This window comes from Olivibacter sp. XZL3 (assembly GCF_004368405.1).
In the GTDB taxonomy this organism is placed as follows: domain Bacteria; phylum Bacteroidota; class Bacteroidia; order Sphingobacteriales; family Sphingobacteriaceae; genus Olivibacter.
In genome coordinates, this window is sequence record NZ_SBJH01000011.1 from 41,511 (window position 1) to 59,470 (window position 17,960).

Annotated in this window: 14 protein-coding genes; 11 read left to right on the forward strand and 3 right to left on the reverse strand. The window is 43.8% G+C overall.

The genetic code is table 11. The annotated features are described in order from the left end of the window. Window positions 1-290: 290 nt before the first annotated feature. The 3 genes from EPX21_RS05035 to EPX21_RS05045 all read right to left on the reverse strand — a co-directional run bounded on the left by EPX21_RS05035 (window position 291) and on the right by EPX21_RS05045 (window position 3,184). Window positions 291-995, reverse strand: coding sequence for an RluA family pseudouridine synthase (locus EPX21_RS05035; RefSeq protein WP_134088581.1), 705 nt, complete (start codon window positions 993-995; stop codon window positions 291-293). A 126-nt stretch (window positions 996-1,121) separates the two neighbouring features. Beyond that, window positions 1,122-2,108 carry a flotillin-like protein FloA gene (gene floA / locus EPX21_RS05040; RefSeq protein ID WP_134088582.1) on the reverse strand — a complete coding sequence of 329 codons (987 nt, stop codon included), beginning with the start codon at window positions 2,106-2,108 and terminating at the stop codon, window positions 1,122-1,124. 161 nt (window positions 2,109-2,269) lie between these two features. Beyond that, window positions 2,270-3,184, reverse strand: coding sequence for an SDR family oxidoreductase (locus EPX21_RS05045; protein WP_134088583.1), 915 nt, complete (start codon window positions 3,182-3,184; stop codon window positions 2,270-2,272). Window positions 3,185-3,812: 628 nt separating this feature from the next. Between EPX21_RS05045 and atpD the strand changes: the two genes are divergently transcribed. The 11 genes from atpD (at window position 3,813) to leuD (ending at window position 17,832) form a co-directional block, all read left to right on the forward strand. Continuing rightward, window positions 3,813-5,318, forward strand: coding sequence for a F0F1 ATP synthase subunit beta (gene atpD / locus EPX21_RS05050; protein WP_134088584.1), 1,506 nt, complete (start codon window positions 3,813-3,815; stop codon window positions 5,316-5,318). A 54-nt stretch (window positions 5,319-5,372) separates the two neighbouring features. Further along, complete coding sequence (atpC, locus tag EPX21_RS05055) at window positions 5,373-5,627, forward strand: ATP synthase F1 subunit epsilon (protein ID WP_134088585.1); 255 nt, start codon at window positions 5,373-5,375, stop codon at window positions 5,625-5,627. Between the two features lie 393 nt (window positions 5,628-6,020). Beyond that, a complete protein-coding gene (gene ilvD / locus EPX21_RS05060; protein ID WP_134088586.1) occupies window positions 6,021-7,715 on the forward strand; it encodes a dihydroxy-acid dehydratase in 1,695 nt (564 codons plus the stop codon). 98 nt (window positions 7,716-7,813) lie between these two features. Then, window positions 7,814-9,565, forward strand: a complete 1,752-nt coding sequence (ilvB, locus tag EPX21_RS05065) for a biosynthetic-type acetolactate synthase large subunit (RefSeq protein ID WP_134088587.1) — start codon at window positions 7,814-7,816, stop codon at window positions 9,563-9,565. A gap of 375 nt (window positions 9,566-9,940) precedes the next feature. Beyond that, window positions 9,941-10,531 carry an acetolactate synthase small subunit gene (gene ilvN, locus EPX21_RS05070; RefSeq protein ID WP_134088588.1) on the forward strand — a complete coding sequence of 197 codons (591 nt, stop codon included), beginning with the start codon at window positions 9,941-9,943 and terminating at the stop codon, window positions 10,529-10,531. 5 nt (window positions 10,532-10,536) lie between these two features. Then, window positions 10,537-11,016: a DinB family protein gene (locus tag EPX21_RS05075; protein ID WP_134088589.1), complete on the forward strand. Its 480-nt coding sequence runs from the start codon at window positions 10,537-10,539 to the stop codon at window positions 11,014-11,016. A 25-nt stretch (window positions 11,017-11,041) separates the two neighbouring features. Continuing rightward, window positions 11,042-12,523, forward strand: coding sequence for a ketol-acid reductoisomerase (ilvC, locus tag EPX21_RS05080; protein ID WP_134088590.1), 1,482 nt, complete (start codon window positions 11,042-11,044; stop codon window positions 12,521-12,523). A 177-nt stretch (window positions 12,524-12,700) separates the two neighbouring features. Beyond that, complete coding sequence (locus tag EPX21_RS05085; protein ID WP_134088591.1) at window positions 12,701-14,176, forward strand: ATP-binding cassette domain-containing protein; 1,476 nt, start codon at window positions 12,701-12,703, stop codon at window positions 14,174-14,176. Between the two features lie 28 nt (window positions 14,177-14,204). After that, window positions 14,205-15,716, forward strand: a complete 1,512-nt coding sequence (locus EPX21_RS05090; protein ID WP_134088592.1) for a 2-isopropylmalate synthase — start codon at window positions 14,205-14,207, stop codon at window positions 15,714-15,716. 118 nt (window positions 15,717-15,834) lie between these two features. Beyond that, window positions 15,835-17,229, forward strand: a complete 1,395-nt coding sequence (gene leuC, locus EPX21_RS05095; protein ID WP_134088593.1) for a 3-isopropylmalate dehydratase large subunit — start codon at window positions 15,835-15,837, stop codon at window positions 17,227-17,229. A 6-nt stretch (window positions 17,230-17,235) separates the two neighbouring features. After that, entirely contained in the window at window positions 17,236-17,832 is a 597-nt protein-coding gene (leuD, locus tag EPX21_RS05100; protein WP_134088594.1) for a 3-isopropylmalate dehydratase small subunit, read from the forward strand. Window positions 17,833-17,960: the final 128 nt, after the last annotated feature.

Below are 17,960 nucleotides of genomic sequence, written 5' to 3' on the forward strand. Positions count from 1 at the left end.
GCCGGTTTTACATCTAATACCTAAACGCTAACTGTTAACGCCTACCAACACCTATTAACTAGTCCCTACTACAACTTCCCCATCAAAGTAAAAAGCTCGCCTCCCGAAGGGATGGTAAAAAGTCAAAACCCCGAAGAGCTCATTGATGCCTTATTAAAATAAGCAAGACATCAATAATTCAAAAGTCAAAAAGCTCGCCTCCCGAAGGGATGGTACAAGCTGAGCCCTAGTATAACTACTTCACTACTCACTGTTCACTACTTCACTGCTCACTATTAACTACTCGCTACTTAACTAAAAACCTCAAAACGTTCCCAAAAGCCATCCTTGGGCAAGCTTGCAAAGATCTGGACCTCTTCCTTTTTAACCGGATGTTCAAAAATCAATTTTCGGGCGTGCAAACAAATACTTCTTTTTAGGCTTCCGCGAGGATAACCATACTTATTGTCGCCTACTATCGGACAATTCAAGGATGCTAATTGCACACGTATCTGATGAGGTCGACCGGTTACCGGATTCACTTCAATTAAATAATAGCCATTCAGTTCGCCGATCAACTTGTAATGCAACTCCGCACGCAGACTTCCTTTAACTTCCTGATCATAAGCTTTGGTTACATTCTTATTAGAATTTTTAACAAGCCAATGGATCAAAGTTCCCTCATCCTCCCGTGGCCTATTACGTACTACCGCCCAATAGGTTTTATGCATATCCCGGCTTTTGAACATCTTATTAATACGATCTAAAGCCTTACTTGTTTTTGCAAATAGGATAACGCCACTTACTGGCCGGTCCAAACGATGCACCACACCGAGAAAGGCGCCATTTGGCTTGTTATATTTTTTGGCAAGATATTGCTTTACCTTTTCATCAAGCGGTTCATCTCCTGTATCGTCCACCTGCACAATATCTCCGGCACGTTTATTAATAGCGATCAGGTGATTGTCCTCGTAAAGTACATCTCCATCTGTAATGGGTCGACTCACATTGCTCATATAGTGGGCAAAGTTAGGAAAAGGTTTTATTTATACGTAGTAAGTGCTGCGTTATAATACGCCCCCAAAGTTCATAATCAGAGGAGAAATGGCCTACTATAGGCCGACTTTCGGCAGCTTAAGCTATTACTTATTCTTCCCCTTATTTTCAGTACCCGGTTTAGCAATGGATTCGCGCATATCGGTATCCGCCTGTATATTTTGCATTTTATAGTAATCCATCACGCCTAAATTCCCACTTCGGAAAGCCTCGGCCATCGCTAGCGGGATCTGCGATTCCGCTTCGATCACCTTAGCGCGCGCCTCCTGTGCTTTGGCACGCATTTCCTGCTCGGAGGCTACTGCCATCGCCCTTCTTTCTTCAGCTCGGGCATTAGCAACTTTTAAATCGGCTTCCGCCTGATCGGTTTGCAATTTCGCTCCAACGTTCTCACCGATGTCAATATCAGCAATATCAATGGAAAGGATTTCGAAGGCTGTACCGCTATCCAATCCTTTTTCCAGCACCGTCTTAGATATTCTATCGGGATTCTCTAAAACCTCCTTATGATTACCCGCTGAGCCGATCGTCGTCACAATGCCTTCTCCTACTCTGGCTAAAATGGTCTCCTCACCAGCCCCTCCAACCAGTTGATTAATATTCGCACGTACGGTCACCCGGGCTTTCGCGACCAGCTGTATCCCGTCTTTCGCAACTGCTGCAACCGGAGGGGTATTGATCACACGCGGATTTACCGACAGTTGAACCGCATCAAACACATCCCGCCCCGCCAAATCTATGGCCGTGGCCAACTTAAAATCTAAAGGAATGTTCGCTTTGTCTGCAGAAATTAATGCTTTTATCACATTATTCACATTGCCCCCTGCCAAATAATGTGTTTCGATATCATTGGAAGTAATGTTTAATCCTGCTTTAGTGGAGGTGATCATGGCGTTAACCACCAAAGAAGGGGAAACCTTCCGTAACCGCATCAGTACCAAGCTTAAAAGGTTGATGCGTACCCCGGAAAGCTGCGCTGTAAACCATAAGTTCACCGGCAATACATATAACAATAAAAACAGCGCGATAACAGCGCCTACAATCAGTAATATCGGAGATAAAGATGGATCCATACGTTTAAATAGTTTTGAGGTTAAAGGTTAAAGATAAGGTTTTACACCCTGATTGAGAAATTAATAACACAAAACTTAACGAGTCCGCTTTTAAGTGCCGAAAGCCGGCGAATTTAAAAAGTAAAACGCGGATCCAAACCCATGTAATCGATGCGGCAGTATTAAGCTTGCAAAAGCTTTAACTGCTCATCCAGCAACTTCAAACCTTCTCCAAAACTGTGCGGCACATAATCAAGTCGTTCATAGGCCTTTTCGAGGATAAACCCTGTTCTTTTTGGCCTTCTGGCATCTTGACCTAGCGACGCTGACTGCTCTTTACATATAAAGGAAGCATCGAGGTGATAATGCTCCGCCACCGCTTCTACAATTTCACAGATACTGAACATGTCTTTGCCCGATATATGGTAAAGGCCGGTAGCACTTCTTTCAGCGATGGTCAGACAGGCTTTTGCCAAATCCTCGGCCAAGGTCGGCATACGCCATTGATCATTTACTACACGGATTGACTGTCCGCTTTCCAAAGCATTCTTTGCCCATAACACGATATTGCTTCTACTTAAGTCGCGCACGATGCCATAAACCAAAATCGTGCGTACAATTGACCATCGGCACGTAGACTGTTGGATCAACTTTTCAGCTGTAAGCTTGTGCTTGCCATAGGTATTCACCGGATTCGGAAGGTCGTCCTCTTCATAGGGTCCTTCTTCACCATCAAACACAAAATCGGTCGAGAGATGGATAAAATGGATGTTCTTTCGTTCACATATGCCGACCAAATTCGATACCGCATTTACATTTACTTCATAGCTCTTTTCCGGATTCCGCTCACAGGCATCCACATTTGCCATCGCTGCTGTATTGATAATAACATCCGGCTGATGGCGGTCGATAGCTTCTGCCACTTGCTCATACTGGGTGATATCCAAATCGAGGTATAGATAGGCCGACTCCCCATATCGATCGACACCTCTTGAGCTGGCGATATATTCAAACGGCGGCTGTTCATACTTCAATATAGCCTCCGTTATTTTTTGCCCAAGTAAACCATTGCTTCCTGTAACTAATAGTTTTTTCATTTATATACAATTTAACATCGTCCTTACACCGGGACAGACTTTAAACCGGACAATTTAATCCATTCTTTTAACTCTAAGACATTTTACGGAACAATTGTTTTTCACTGCTTCAAATTTACTTCTTTCATAAGCCACCTAGCACTTACAATCTTTAAATCCGGGTTCGCCTATTCTTTATGAGCTCAGAAATACAACAACCATCCTGGGCAAGGTTCCTTTGTGAAGGTTTATTCGGCATTTCTGCATTCATAGGCCCTCATCAATGCTTCGCAGTTACCGTCCATCTTCTTCCTAAAAACTCCTCGAAATAGTCCGCTATTCCTTGGTCCTTTTTTGTTGAATCTAACCATTGCAAAGCGGTCTGAGCAGAAAATAATATTCGATCTCAGGTTCTAACTATGTCATCACATTGAATTCCTTTATAAACAATTGATTACAAAGAAAAAAGCTCAAAAAACACCTGTAATACACGTCAGAATACACATCCTTCGATGAGCAATTTTCAGGAATAAAAAATCTTTTCATTTAAGTATTTGATATTCCACTAGAAAACGTATTTTTGCAATCCGAAATAAAGCCCTTAAATGGCAATAAATCTGTACATTATTTAAAAAACATTTTTCTTTATATGTCCAACACCGGAAAAATAGCGCAAATAATCGGACCAGTAGTAGACGTCAGCTTCGCAGGCGATGCTAAATTACCGAAAATTTTCGACGCATTGGAAATCGAAAAAGCAAACGGACAACGTATCGTTTTAGAGGTTCAGCAACATTTGGGAGAAGAACGCGTACGTACTATCGCCATGGATTCTACCGATGGTCTTGTTCGTGGCATGCCTGTAAAAGATACAGGAGCTCCTATCAAGATGCCGATTGGCGACGATATTAAGGGCCGTGTGTTTAACGTAGTTGGAGATGCCATTGACGGTATTAAAGAACTCGATAAATCAAGCGGACGTGCCATCCACAATTTACCTCCAAAATTCGAAGACCTTTCTACTGAAACCGAGGTACTTTATACAGGTATCAAAGTAATCGATTTGCTGGAACCTTATGCTAAAGGCGGTAAAATCGGTTTATTTGGCGGTGCCGGTGTAGGTAAAACCGTACTCATCCAGGAATTGATCAACAACATCGCGAAAGCTTATTCCGGACTATCGGTATTTGCTGGTGTGGGCGAGCGTACCCGTGAAGGGAACGACTTACTTCGTGAAATGATCGAGTCGGGTATTATCAAATACGGTGATGAATTCTTACATAGCATGGAGAAAGGCGATTGGAATCTGGAGCAAGTAGATACAGAAGCCTTAAAAGAATCAAAAGCCACCTTCGTTTTCGGTCAGATGAACGAGCCTCCCGGTGCTCGTGCACGGGTTGCACTTTCTGGCCTTACGATCGCTGAATATTTCCGCGATGGAGACGGCGAAGGTGCTGGAAAGGATATTTTATTCTTTATCGATAACATTTTCCGTTTCACACAAGCAGGATCGGAAGTATCCGCGCTATTAGGCCGTATGCCTTCGGCGGTAGGTTATCAACCGACTTTAGCGACCGAGATGGGTTTAATGCAGGAACGTATTACTTCAACAAAAAGAGGCTCCATCACTTCTGTACAGGCAGTATACGTACCGGCGGATGACTTAACCGACCCCGCGCCGGCAACTACTTTTGCACACTTAGATGCAACTACTGTATTGTCGCGTAAAATAGCCGAGCTAGGTATCTATCCGGCAGTAGACCCATTGGATTCAACTTCCCGTATCTTGAATCCTACTATCTTGGGAGAAGAGCACTATAACACCGCTCAACGTGTTAAGGAAACTTTACAACGTTACAAAGAGCTGCAAGATATCATCGCCATCTTAGGAATGGACGAGCTGTCGGAAGAGGATAAACTGGTAGTAGCCCGCGCTCGCCGGGTACAACGCTTCTTATCGCAGCCTTTCCACGTTGCAGAGCAGTTTACAGGATTAAAAGGCGTACTCGTCGATATCAAAGATACCATTAAAGGGTTCAACATGATCATGGATGGCGAAGTTGATGAGTATCCAGAAGCCGCATTTAACTTGGTAGGCAGCATAGAAGACGCTATTGCAAAAGGTAAAAAGCTTTTAGAAGAAGCAAACGCGTAAAAATGATAGTATCGCGTATCGGGCCACAAGCCCGATACGCATTACCTGATATATATGGAACTTAATATTATTACACCAGACCAATCAATATTCAGCGGACAGGCACAATCTGTAACCGTACCGGGAAGCGCTGGCTCTTTCGAGATTTTGAAAGATCACGCCCCCATTATTTCTACCTTAGAAGACGGCCAGGTTATTATCCGTACGAACAAAGATATTGAGGTCATTATTATTAAAGGCGGGGTAGTCGAGGTACTCAACAATAAAATTACCGTGCTAGCTGAAGGTGTTGTAACAGCCGATAACTAAAAGTGTCGCAAGCAAAAGAAGGCCCGGTAATCAAATGGTTACCGGGCCTTCTTTTTTACAAGTTTTTTTACCCTTCGACTCATTTTAGGAAGAAAACCAGCAAAATTTACTATGCTTGCATAAATATGTACCGTATACCGAATTAGGTTTTAGTCTATTTACTTACCATTTAAATAACAAAAAGGCTATATAAAGCAAAATAAAATTCGGAACAGGACAAAAATAAGGAAACAAAGTATCAAATTTAACAAATGCTATATAGCTATTGCCGTTGTAATTATAAGCTACTATTTTGGGAAATAATATGTGACACATAAAACCTGTAAAAAACAAGGCAAAGCCGATCAGTAATATTTACAAGCAAATAACAGAGAACAATATATCAAAAGCGACATGCTAACTGAACAAAAAACTGAACTAAACAAATACAGCAAGGTATTTACACAAGACAAGACACAACCTGCTGCCCAAGCCATGCTCTATGGCATCGGCCTTACCGACGAAGATATGAATAAGGCGCAAGTCGGGATCGCGAGCATGGGCTATGATGGCAATACCTGTAACATGCATTTGAACGACCTGGCACAAGTAGTCAAAAAAGGCGTATGGGACAGTGACCTCGTTGGTTTAGTGTTTAACACCATTGGCGTGAGTGACGGGATGAGCAACGGAACAGATGGTATGCGCTATTCGCTGGTAAGCCGCGATATTATTGCCGATAGTATCGAAGCTATCTGCGGGGGGCAATATTACGATGGCCTCATTACTATCCCAGGTTGCGATAAAAATATGCCGGGATCTATTATGGCCATGGGAAGACTTAACCGTCCATCGATCATGGTATACGGCGGAACGATTGCCCCGGGGCATTATAAGGGAGAGGATTTAAACATTGTATCGGCTTTCGAAGCACTTGGAAAGAAAATAGCAGGAACCATTAGTGAGGAAGATTTTATAGGAGTCATCAAACATACCTGTCCCGGCGCGGGCGCCTGTGGTGGAATGTATACCGCGAATACCATGGCCTCTGCCATTGAGGCTTTGGGAATGAGTCTTCCCTACTCCTCTTCTAATCCTGCTGTAAGTGAAGAAAAAAGAAAAGAGTGCCTGGAAGCAGGTAAATATATCCGTATTCTTTTGGAAAAGGATATTAAGCCCTCCGATATTATGACCCGCAAGGCTTTTGAAAATGCATTACGTGTCATCATTATCCTGGGAGGCAGCACCAACGCGGTATTGCATTTTATTGCGATGGGTAAAAGCATAGGTGTTGAAATTACGCAGGACGACTTTCAACGGATGAGCGATACAACCCCCGTGTTAGCGGACTTCAAACCAAGCGGTAAATATCTGATGCAAGATCTTCATCAACACGGTGGCACGCCGGCCGTGATGAAATACTTATTAAATGAGGGTTTGCTTCATGGCGACTGCCTCACGGTTACCGGCAAAACCTTAGCGGAAAATCTGGAAAACGTGGAGCCCATCAACATGAAGAACCAGCATATCGTGCAAACCCTCGACAACCCGATCAAAGCTACCGGGCATTTACAGATTTTATATGGCAACTTGGCGGAAAAGGGAAGTGTTGCCAAAATATCCGGAAAAGAAGGAGAACGCTTTGAAGGGCCCGCACGGGTGTTTGACGGCGAAAAGAATCTAGTAGCCGGCCTCGCCAATGGCAGAGTGAAAGCAGGTGATGTTGTGGTTATAAAAAACGAAGGCCCTAAAGGAGCTCCGGGAATGCCCGAAATGCTAAAACCGACTTCGGCTATTATAGGTGCCGGTTTGGGTAAATCGGTAGCGCTGATCACGGATGGACGCTTTAGCGGCGGTACACATGGTTTTGTAGTCGGACATATCACACCGGAAGCCTACGAAGGAGGATTAATCGGTTTGGTGGAAGACGACGATATCATCGAGATTGATGCGGTCAATAATACCATTACGCTAAAGGTCTCAGAGGAAATCATCGCTGAAAGGAGACGTAACTGGAAACAACCCAGCTTGAAAGTCAGCAAAGGAGTACTGTATAAATATGCTAAGACCGTTTCTAATGCCGCTGAAGGTTGCGTAACGGATGAATAAAAGCAATGTCAGCACGCGCAGGGCGGCTGACAAGCGACGACTGAAAGCTGACAACTAATAAAAATAACGAGTAACAAACAACCCATAACAAAAAGGATATGAATACGCTCGAAGTAACGAAAGACGCACCTCAAGCGACGCTAGAGGAAAAGGCAAAAACGAGAAAGATTTCAGGCTCTCAAGCCGTATTGGAAGCACTTATTGCGGAGGGTGCAGACACTATATTTGGTTATCCAGGAGGCGCAATTATGCCTATTTATGATGCGCTTTATGATTACAACGATCGACTGAAACATATATTGGTGCGTCATGAGCAAGGTGGTATCCATGCCGCACAGGGCTATGCCCGCACATCCGGTAAAACAGGCGTAGTATTTGCAACCAGCGGCCCGGGCGCAACAAACTTGGTTACCGGTTTGGCTGATGCCATGATCGACAGCAACCCCCTTGTATGTGTTACAGGGCAAGTTTTTGCACATCTACTAGGTACCGATGCCTTTCAGGAGACCGATGTGATCAATATTACTACACCCGTAACAAAATGGAATTATCAGGTAACCGACGCCTGCGAAATTCCAGCGGCCATTGCAAAGGCATTCTATATAGCGAGCACCGGTCGTCCTGGCCCCGTTCTGATCGACATTACAAAAAACGCACAGTTACAATTATTTGATTACGAGGGCTACACCTCTTGCAATCATGTAAGAAGCTACCGCCCTGCGCCCATCATTCGTAAAGAATATATCGCGCAAGCGGCCGAATTGATCAACCAAGCAAAAAAGCCTTTTGTCCTTTTCGGTCAAGGCGTCATTCTCGGCAAAGCGGAACAGGAGTTTAAAGCTTTTATAGAAAAAACAGGGATTCCTGCTGCATGGACGATTATGGGCTTAAGCGCCTTACCAACAGAACATCCCTTAAATGTGGGAATGCTGGGGATGCACGGAAATTATGCTCCAAACGTTTTAACCAACGAGTGCGATGTACTCATTGCCATCGGTATGCGTTTTGACGACCGGGTGACGGGGCGCTTAGATAAATATGCAAAACAAGCCAAAATCATTCATTTAGATATCGATCCGGCTGAGATCGACAAAAATGTAAAAGCTACCGTACCGGTATGGGGCGATTGTAAAGAGACATTGCCTTTACTCACCGAGTTAGTTCAAGCCAATCAACACCAAGAATGGCTAGAAAAATTCCGCACGCTCGAACAAGAAGAGGTGAAAGAAGTCATCAACAGCGAGCTGCAACCAGAGGAAGGCGAGATGACCATGGGCGAAGTGATCAATATACTGAACGAATTAACACATGACGACGCGGTCTTCGTAACCGATGTTGGCCAGCACCAAATGGTAGCATGCCGTTATGCACGCTTTAAACAGTCGAAAAGCAATGTAACCTCTGGTGGCTTAGGCACTATGGGCTTCGGTCTTCCAGCGGCCATAGGCGCTTGGTATGGTGCGCCTGAACGCAATGTGATTGCCATTATCGGTGACGGCGGCATACAAATGACGATTCAGGAATTGGGCACCATTATGCAATTCGGCGCGAAGGTTAAAATCCTGATTCTAAACAACCAATTCTTAGGTATGGTACGTCAATGGCAACAGCTGTTCCATGATAAACGTTACTCTTTTGTGAATATCACAAGCCCCGATTACGTAGCCGTAGCTAAGGGATACTACATTCCCGGAAAACGCGTCGATCAACGCGCCCAACTGCGCGAGGCCTTGCAGGAAATGCTAGACCACGACGGCGCTTACCTTTTAGAGGTCATGGTTGGCAAAGAAAACAATGTTTTCCCAATGGTACCGCAAGGAAGTAGTGTGAGTGAAATAAGACTAAAGTAAGTCAAAAATAAAAAGTAAAAACCCCGAAGGGCTCATTGATGCCTTATTAAAATAACCAAGACATCAATAATTCAAAAATAAAAAGTTCCCCTTAGGGATGGTAAAAGTGAAAAAATGTCTTTTGGAGTCAACAAAATATATGATATAAAGGAAAGGACATTTCTCTTTTCGAAACAGATTGTTTTGTTTGTAAAAGACACAAAATTTGATATGACTTTTTCTTCAATCTTTGACCAACATTAAACATAGATAAAAATAAAACAGATTCTTTGGTGGTAGAAGTTGAAGAGATAGCAAAGATCCTTGCAACCATTGTCTTAAAAAACAAAGCTGCCTAGTTTTTAACTTTTGAATTTTACCTTTTGAATTAAAAGAATGGAAAAACAAGAATATACCATCACCGTTTACACAGAGAACAGCATCGGCATGATCACCAGAATTGCCATCATATTCTCTCGTCGTAAAATCAATATTGAGAGCTTAAACACGTCTCCCTCAGAGGTACATGGCATCCACCGTTTCACCATTGTAATTACCGAATCGGAGGAAGTGGTGCGCAAACTGTGCAGGCAAATTGAAAAACAAGTCGAGGTATTGAAAACCTATTACAATACCAACGATGAGGTTATTTGGCAAGAACAGGCGCTGTACAAGGTTCCTACAAGTATCGTGACAGAAAAGGCCCCCATCGAACGTTTATTACGTGAATATGGCGCACATGCGGTCGTAATCCGAAATGATTACACCGTTTTTGAAACCGCCGGACATCGGGAGGAAATTGACAAGCTTACAGAGGCTTTGGCGGAGTACAACTTAATTGAATTTGTGAGAAGTGCGCGCATTGCCATCATTAAGGACAGTGAAGGATTCCATAAAAAATTGAAGCAGTTTGAACAAGCTGAGCCAGCAGAAGAGGTGGTTGAAAATGAATACCTCAATAAACAGGATAAAGTATTTACCATGTAAGCGCTATGGAGACTGTATTTAAATTTATCATCGACGCCCGCAAGGCTTTCATCGAACTGCTAGATGGATTATCCATAGCCGAATTAAATCAGATTCCTGAAGGGTTTAACAACAACATCATATGGAACTTCGGACATATCGTAGTGAGTACCCAAACGCTGAGCTATGTGCGTACAGGCATTTGGACGGATAAATCCGGTGTAAAATTTGTCGGCACCTACGAAAAAGGTTCTAAGCCGACATATTTTGTGGAGGCGGCCGAAGTCGAAGCATTAAAAGAGCTGAGCTTAAGTACTATTCAGCAAATTGAGGACGACTATAAGGCAGGCGTATTTCAAAACGTTCAGGCTTATCAGACCGCCACTTATGGTGCATTGCTGCAGGATATAGAATCCGTACTGGTGACATCCGTTGGCCACGACAATCTCCATTTCGGTTATGCACAGGCACAACGAAGAGCAATAAAAAAACAACAAACACAATAGAAGATAAACATTATTAGATAAAACAATGGCAAATTATTTTAACACCCTACCACTGAGAGAGAAATTGAATCAATTAGGCGTCGCCGAATTTATGGACATTAGCGAGTTTGCAGATGGAGTGAGCGCATTAAAAGGTAAAAAAATCGTCATCGTAGGTTGCGGTGCTCAAGGCTTAAATCAAGGGCTCAACTTAAGGGATAGCGGGCTGGATGTTTCCTACGCCCTCCGAAAAGAAGCGATTGATCAGAAGAGAGACTCATGGAAAAATGCTACCAACAATAACTTCACGGTAGGCACCTATGAAGAACTTATTCCAACGGCTGATCTCGTGAGCAATTTAACGCCTGATAAACAACACTCTGCTGTCATTGATGCCGTTATGCCTTTAATGAAAGAAGGTGCTACACTGTCTTATTCGCATGGTTTCAATATTGTTGAAGAAGGAAAACAGATCCGCAAAGACATCACCGTGATTATGGTTGCACCGAAGTGCCCGGGCTCAGAAGTGAGAGCTGAATATTTACGTGGTTTCGGTGTACCTACCCTCATTGCGGTTCACCCCGAAAACGATCCACAAGGTAAGGGGCTAGCGGAAGCCAAAGCCTATTGCGTAGGCACTGGTGGCCACAAAGCAGGCGTACTGCGTTCGTCTTTCGTGGCTGAAGTAAAATCGGACCTAATGGGCGAGCAAACGATCTTATGCGGACTTTTACAAACGGGTTCTATCCTATCATTCGACAAAATGGTAGAAAAAGGAATCGAACCAGGCTATGCCTCAAAACTTGTTCAATATGGTGTTGAAGTCATTACGGAAGCGTTAAAACAAGGAGGTATCACGGCAATGATGGATAGATTAAGCAATGTAGCCAAAATTAAGGCCTTTGAAGTTTCCGAAGAGCTTAAAACCATCATGCGTCCCCTATTCCAAAAACATCAAGATGATATCATGAGTGGCGAATTTAGCCGCACCATGATGGAAGACTGGGCCAATGGCGACAAAAACTTATTGGCTTGGCGCGCCGCTACAGGTGAAACAGCCTTTGAAAAAACGCCTGCCGGCGATGTCAAGATTGGAGAACAAGAGTACTTTGATCATGCGGTATTTATGGTTTCTTATATTAAAGCCGGCGTGGAACTGGCCTTCGAAACCATGGTAGAAGCAGGCATTAAACCGGAGTCAGCTTATTATGAATCTTTACATGAAACACCGTTAATCGCTAATACCATCGCCCGTAAAAAGCTATTTGAAATGAATCGCGTCATTTCGGATACGGCTGAATATGGCTGTTATTTATTCGATCACGCTTGTAAACCGCTATTAGCTGATTTCATGAAAACTGTGGATACCGATATCATCGGAAAAAACTACAACGAAGGAAAAGATGGAGCGGTTGACAATCAGGAATTAATTGCGGTTAATGATGCCATCCGCAACCATCCTGTAGAAAAAGTAGGCGCAGTATTACGAAAAGCAATGACGGCGATGAAGGCCATTAAAACAGCATAAAAAAGCATGACTTGGTCGTCTTTTGGCCGATATCGAGTAACAGCTTTTAAACTGTCCCATTTCAAATTGCGCTTTACAGTACTAAAAAAGGCTTGATTGTATATAAAAAGCAATTTATATAAGTTTGCATCACAGAACAAAGATATTACATTAAAAAGGCACTCAGCCCAGTAGGCTATGATTAATCCCGTCGTCCATATTACCCATTTGAGTCTTCAATATGCACATCATGTTGTATTGGATCAGCTAAATTGGCAAATCCTTCCGGGGGAGCATTGGCTTATTGGAGGAAAAAGCGGTTCCGGAAAAAGTTCACTGGGAAAGGCACTGGCTGGACTTGAAAAAACAAGCGGTGACATGCAGTTCTTTTTCAGTGAATCTTCCAGCCTCCCCGCAAGAGCCTTATATGTGTCTAACTGGTATCAGTTTACAAATCTGGAAGGCGACCGGAACTTTTATTATCAACAGCGTTACAACAAGCAACAACGAAACGATACCTTAACGGTATATGCTGAGTTAATGCATTATTCCAAAGAGGAAAACCTAGCCTTCGAAGAAGTCGAAAAGTACTTAAGCCTTTTTGACTTTATCGATTTCAAGAACACGCAGCTTATTGAGCTGTCGAGCGGTGAGCATAAAAAGTTGCAATTGATAAGAGCGCTCTGGCTAAAACCACAACTGTTGATTATTGACGAGCCCTATACCGGACTGGATAAAGCGTCGCGCGACAAGCTGAATCGGTTTTTGGAGGAACTCGTCGAAGCAGGGGTACACTTGGTCCTCATCACAAATGATGAAAACATACCCCGCTGTATCAACCGGTTTGCGGAAATTGAAAACGGACAAATAAAACGTTTGCCATCCATTCACCATCTATCCAAAGAGGAGATGCGTAAACAAAAGCCCTTGCCTTATTTCCTACAGCAAGAGGCAAAGGAAGCTGCCGACGTATTGGTTCACATGGAAAATATCCATGTTCGCTATGGAGAAAAAGAAGTATTAAAGAATATCAGCTGGACTGTACGCAAAGGCGAAAAATGGCTTCTTCAGGGACATAACGGCTCGGGAAAATCCACCTTGTTAAGCCTTATAAACGGCGATCATCCGCAAGCTTATGCAAATGAAATTCATCTTTTTGGCAAAAAGCGGGGAAGTGGAGAAAGCATCTGGGATATTAAGGCACGCTTAGGCATCGTATCGCCCGAGTTACATTGGTACTTTGATAAAACGGCAAAGGTTTGGCAAGCAATCGCCTCCGGTATTTACGACAGTATCGGCTTATTCCGACAATTGAGCTATGAGCAGCAACAGAAGGTGACGCAACTCCTGGATTTCTTTGAGCTTACAGCCGATAAAGACAGACTGTTGACCTCGCTGCCATTAGGCAAACAGCGCCTCGTTTTATTGGCCAGAACTATTATTAAAAATCCATCACTCTTGATATTGGATGAACCCTGTCAAGGACTGGATCATGCGCAGACCGAACATTTCAATACGGTTGTCGATGAACTTTGTAGCTTTGGAAAAACATTGATTTATGTCGGTCACTATGAGACACAATTACCTAGCTGTTTGGACAATAAAATAGTACTAGAGAAAGGTGCAGTAAAAACAATACAAAAGATAGTAGAACAGACAACCGCTATCCTATAATACACAAGAGAAATAAAAAACACCCAGTATGTTACATAACCCTAATCACTTATACATATTCGACACCACGCTGCGTGATGGAGAACAGGTTCCAGGCTCGCAACTTACTACACCCGAAAAAATCATTATTGGCGAGGCACTGCAATCGTTGGGGGTAGATGTTATCGAAGCGGGCTTTCCTATATCCAGTCCAGGTGATTTCCAAAGTGTGGTTGAATTATCAAAGGCTGTCCGAGAACCCATCATTTGTGCGCTCACGCGTGCAAATAAAGGCGATATCGATTGTGCAGCAGAGGCTTTAAAATATGCGAAGCGCCCCCGTATCCACACGGGTATCGGTTCTTCGGACATGCACATAAAATACAAATTTAACAGTACCCGTGAGGCCATTCTCGAACGCGCTGTGGAAGCGGTGAAATATGCCAAACAATTTGTGGAGGATGTCGAATTTTATGCGGAAGATGCCGGAAGAGCAGACAATGAGTATTTGGCTCAAATGATTGAAGCAGTAATCGCTGCCGGCGCAACGGTTGTGAACATCCCTGATACTAACGGCTATTGCCTGCCCGAACAATACGGCGCTAAAATCCGCTTCCTAAAGGAAAATGTCAAGAATATTGATCAAGCGATTATCTCCGTTCATTGCCACAATGATTTAGGTCTTGCTACCGCTAACAGTCTTTCGGGAATTCAAAACGGCGCTCGGCAGGTAGAATGTACAATAAACGGCATCGGCGAACGCGCCGGCAATACCTCTTTAGAGGAGGTGGTAATGGCACTGAAAACGCATTACCAAACGCTCCAATTCCAGACGAATATTAATACCAAACAACTATATCCGCTTAGTGCCATGGTAAGCCGGATGATGCGTATGCCTGTGCAGCCCAATAAGGCTATTGTTGGACGTAACGCCTTTGCACATAGCTCCGGCATTCATCAGGATGGTGTACTTAAACACCGCGAAAATTACGAAATTATCAATCCGGAAGATGTTGGTATAGATCAATCGGAAATTATCCTGACCGCCCGTAGTGGCCGGCATGCGCTTAAACATCACCTAGAACGACTGGGCTACGCGATTGAACGCATTGATTTGGATCAGACTTACCAGCGTTTCCTCGTATTGGCCGATGAAAAGAAAGAAATTAAAGACGACGATTTGTTACGCCTGATGGGAGACGAAGCAGAAACGAACTTTAAAAACGGCGTTACAATCAGCTCGCTACAGGTTATCACCGGCGATCAAAGCGATCCTCAAGCGGTTATTAAACTAAACTACAAAGGTACAGAGCAGGAAGCAACGGCATCCGGTAACGGGCCTGTCAGCGCTACCATTAAAGCAATCGAAAGTATCATCGGAAGTCACAATGAAATCAAAGAATTCAATATCCATTCCATTCACGGAGGAAGTGATGATGTAAGCAAAGTGGATATGCGTGTCATTCACGACGATCAGTCGTACATGGGATACGGATTCAGTACAGATATCGTAAGAGCTTCTGCGAATGCTTACTTGGATGCATTGAATAAGTTTGTGTAAATAAGACATCCTTATCGTCATTTCGAGCGATATGTAATGGAGCGAGAAATCTGATATGATGAATCGAAAAAAATTTGAGACACTAAACAACAAAAAAACAAAATCTAACTAAATAAAAATGAGTAAGACGTTATTTGATAAAGTGTGGGATTCACATGTAGTACGGAAGATAGAGGGAGGTCCCGACGTGTTATTTATCGACCGTCATTTAATCCATGAGGTTACCAGTCCGGTAGCCTTTCTAGGTTTAAAAAACCGTGGCATTAAAGTGCTATATCCTGAACGTACCTTTGCTACGGCCGACCATAATACCCCTACCATCAACCAACACCTTCCGGTGGCGGATCCGCTTTCTGCCAATCAGTTAAAAGCGTTGGAAGAAAATGCCAATAACTACGGTATCCGACACTGGGGCCTCGGCCATCAGAAAAATGGGATTGTTCACGTTATCGGCCCCGAAAACGGCATTACACAACCCGGTGCCACTATTGTCTGCGGCGATTCGCACACCTCTACTCATGGGGCCTTCGGCGCCATTGCTTTTGGTATCGGAACTTCAGAAGTCGAAATGGTATTGGCCTCACAATGCATCATGCAGCCGAAGCCTAAAAAAATGCGCATCAATGTAACCGGATCGCTCAACAAAGGGGTTACTCCGAAAGATGTGGCCCTCTTTATCATCTCCCAGTTAACCACATCCGGTGCTACCGGCTATTTTGTGGAATATGCGGGCGAAGTCTTCGAAAAGATGAGCATGGAAGGCCGTATGACCGTCTGCAACCTCAGTATTGAAATGGGTGCGCGCGGTGGAATGATCGCGCCCGATCAGACGACTTTTGAATACATCAAGGATAGGGAATTTACGCCTAAAGGCGAAGCTTGGGATAAAGCGATGGCCTATTGGAAAACCCTGAAAACGGACAGCGATGCGGTATTTGATAAAGAGTTTACCTTTGATGGAAGCAGCATTGAACCCATGATTACCTATGGGACCAACCCAGGTATGGGAATCGGCATATCCAATCATATACCGAATGCTTCTGAAATCGAAGGTGGTGTGGCCACTTACGAAAAATCGCTCGGCTATATGGGCTTTCACGAAGGTGAATCCATGATCGGTAAAAAAGTAGATTACGTTTTTGTAGGTAGCTGTACAAACGGACGTATTGAAGACTTCAGGGCCTTTACTTCTTTGGTTAAAGGAAAGAAAAAGGCAGAAGATGTTACCGTATGGCTCGTTCCAGGATCGCATATCGTAGAGGAGCAGATTAAAAAAGAAGGCTTATTGGATGTTCTGACAGAAGCCGGCTTTACCTTACGCCAACCAGGATGCTCTGCATGTTTAGCCATGAACGACGATAAGGTACCGGCTGGCAAATATGCGGTCAGTACGTCGAATAGAAACTTCGAAGGACGCCAAGGGCCGGGCGCAAGAACCATGCTCGCCAGCCCCCTTGTTGCCGCAGCCGCAGCTGTTACCGGCGTTGTTACTGATCCAAGAACTTTAATTTAATTTTTTATGGCTTACGATAAATTCAATATATTAACGAGTACAGCGGTGCCCCTTCCTATCGAGAATGTGGATACCGATCAAATTATACCGGCACGCTTTCTTAAAGCCACTAAACGAGAAGGTTTTGGCGACAATTTATTTCGCGATTGGCGATATAATTCCGACAATACCCCTAAAAGCGATTTTGTGTTAAACAACCCAGTTTATGGCGGCAAAATTCTGGTAGGCGGAAAAAACTTCGGCTCCGGCTCTTCCCGTGAACATGCTGCTTGGGCCGTATACGACTACGGGTTTCGCTGCGTAGTGTCCAGCTTCTTTGCTGATATCTTCAAGAACAACTGCCTTAACATCGGGGTACTACCGGTGCAGGTAAGTCCGGAATTCCTGGAAAAGATTTTTAGCGCTGTCTTTGCCGATCCGCAAACGCAGTTAGAAGTGAACCTTCCAGAGCAAAGCATTACCCTTTTATCTACAGGCGAACGGGAATCATTTGATATCAGTCCCTATAAAAAGGACAACCTATCCAATGGCTTCGACGATATCGATTACTTGCAGAATATTAAAGGAGAGATTCAGACTTTCGCATCGACCTTGCCGTTTTAATTTTCCAGTTGTGGGTTGTCAATTGCGAGCGATAAAATAGTAACGGTAGCCGTTGCCGTAGCGGCGACAGTTGCAGAGGTAATGGCACCTCCGGGAGGCAAGCTTTTTTACTTTGACAGGGAAGTTTT

What these genes read in the sequence shown, in the direction of transcription:
- EPX21_RS05035 (WP_134088581.1), bottom strand. Translation starts at nt 995, where the DNA reads ATGAGCAATGTGAGTCGACCCATTACAGATGGAGATGTACTTTACGAG.
- atpD (WP_134088584.1), top strand. Translation starts at nt 3,813, where the DNA reads ATGTCCAACACCGGAAAAATAGCGCAAATAATCGGACCAGTAGTAGAC.
- leuC (WP_134088593.1), top strand. Translation starts at nt 15,835, where the DNA reads ATGAGTAAGACGTTATTTGATAAAGTGTGGGATTCACATGTAGTACGG.
- ilvB (WP_134088587.1), top strand. Translation starts at nt 7,814, where the DNA reads ATGAATACGCTCGAAGTAACGAAAGACGCACCTCAAGCGACGCTAGAG.
- floA (WP_134088582.1), bottom strand. Translation starts at nt 2,108, where the DNA reads ATGGATCCATCTTTATCTCCGATATTACTGATTGTAGGCGCTGTTATC.
- ilvC (WP_134088590.1), top strand. Translation starts at nt 11,042, where the DNA reads ATGGCAAATTATTTTAACACCCTACCACTGAGAGAGAAATTGAATCAA.
- EPX21_RS05045 (WP_134088583.1), bottom strand. Translation starts at nt 3,184, where the DNA reads ATGAAAAAACTATTAGTTACAGGAAGCAATGGTTTACTTGGGCAAAAA.
- atpC (WP_134088585.1), top strand. Translation starts at nt 5,373, where the DNA reads ATGGAACTTAATATTATTACACCAGACCAATCAATATTCAGCGGACAG.
- EPX21_RS05090 (WP_134088592.1), top strand. Translation starts at nt 14,205, where the DNA reads ATGTTACATAACCCTAATCACTTATACATATTCGACACCACGCTGCGT.
- EPX21_RS05075 (WP_134088589.1), top strand. Translation starts at nt 10,537, where the DNA reads ATGGAGACTGTATTTAAATTTATCATCGACGCCCGCAAGGCTTTCATC.
- leuD (WP_134088594.1), top strand. Translation starts at nt 17,236, where the DNA reads ATGGCTTACGATAAATTCAATATATTAACGAGTACAGCGGTGCCCCTT.
- ilvD (WP_134088586.1), top strand. Translation starts at nt 6,021, where the DNA reads ATGCTAACTGAACAAAAAACTGAACTAAACAAATACAGCAAGGTATTT.
- EPX21_RS05085 (WP_134088591.1), top strand. Translation starts at nt 12,701, where the DNA reads ATGATTAATCCCGTCGTCCATATTACCCATTTGAGTCTTCAATATGCA.
- ilvN (WP_134088588.1), top strand. Translation starts at nt 9,941, where the DNA reads ATGGAAAAACAAGAATATACCATCACCGTTTACACAGAGAACAGCATC.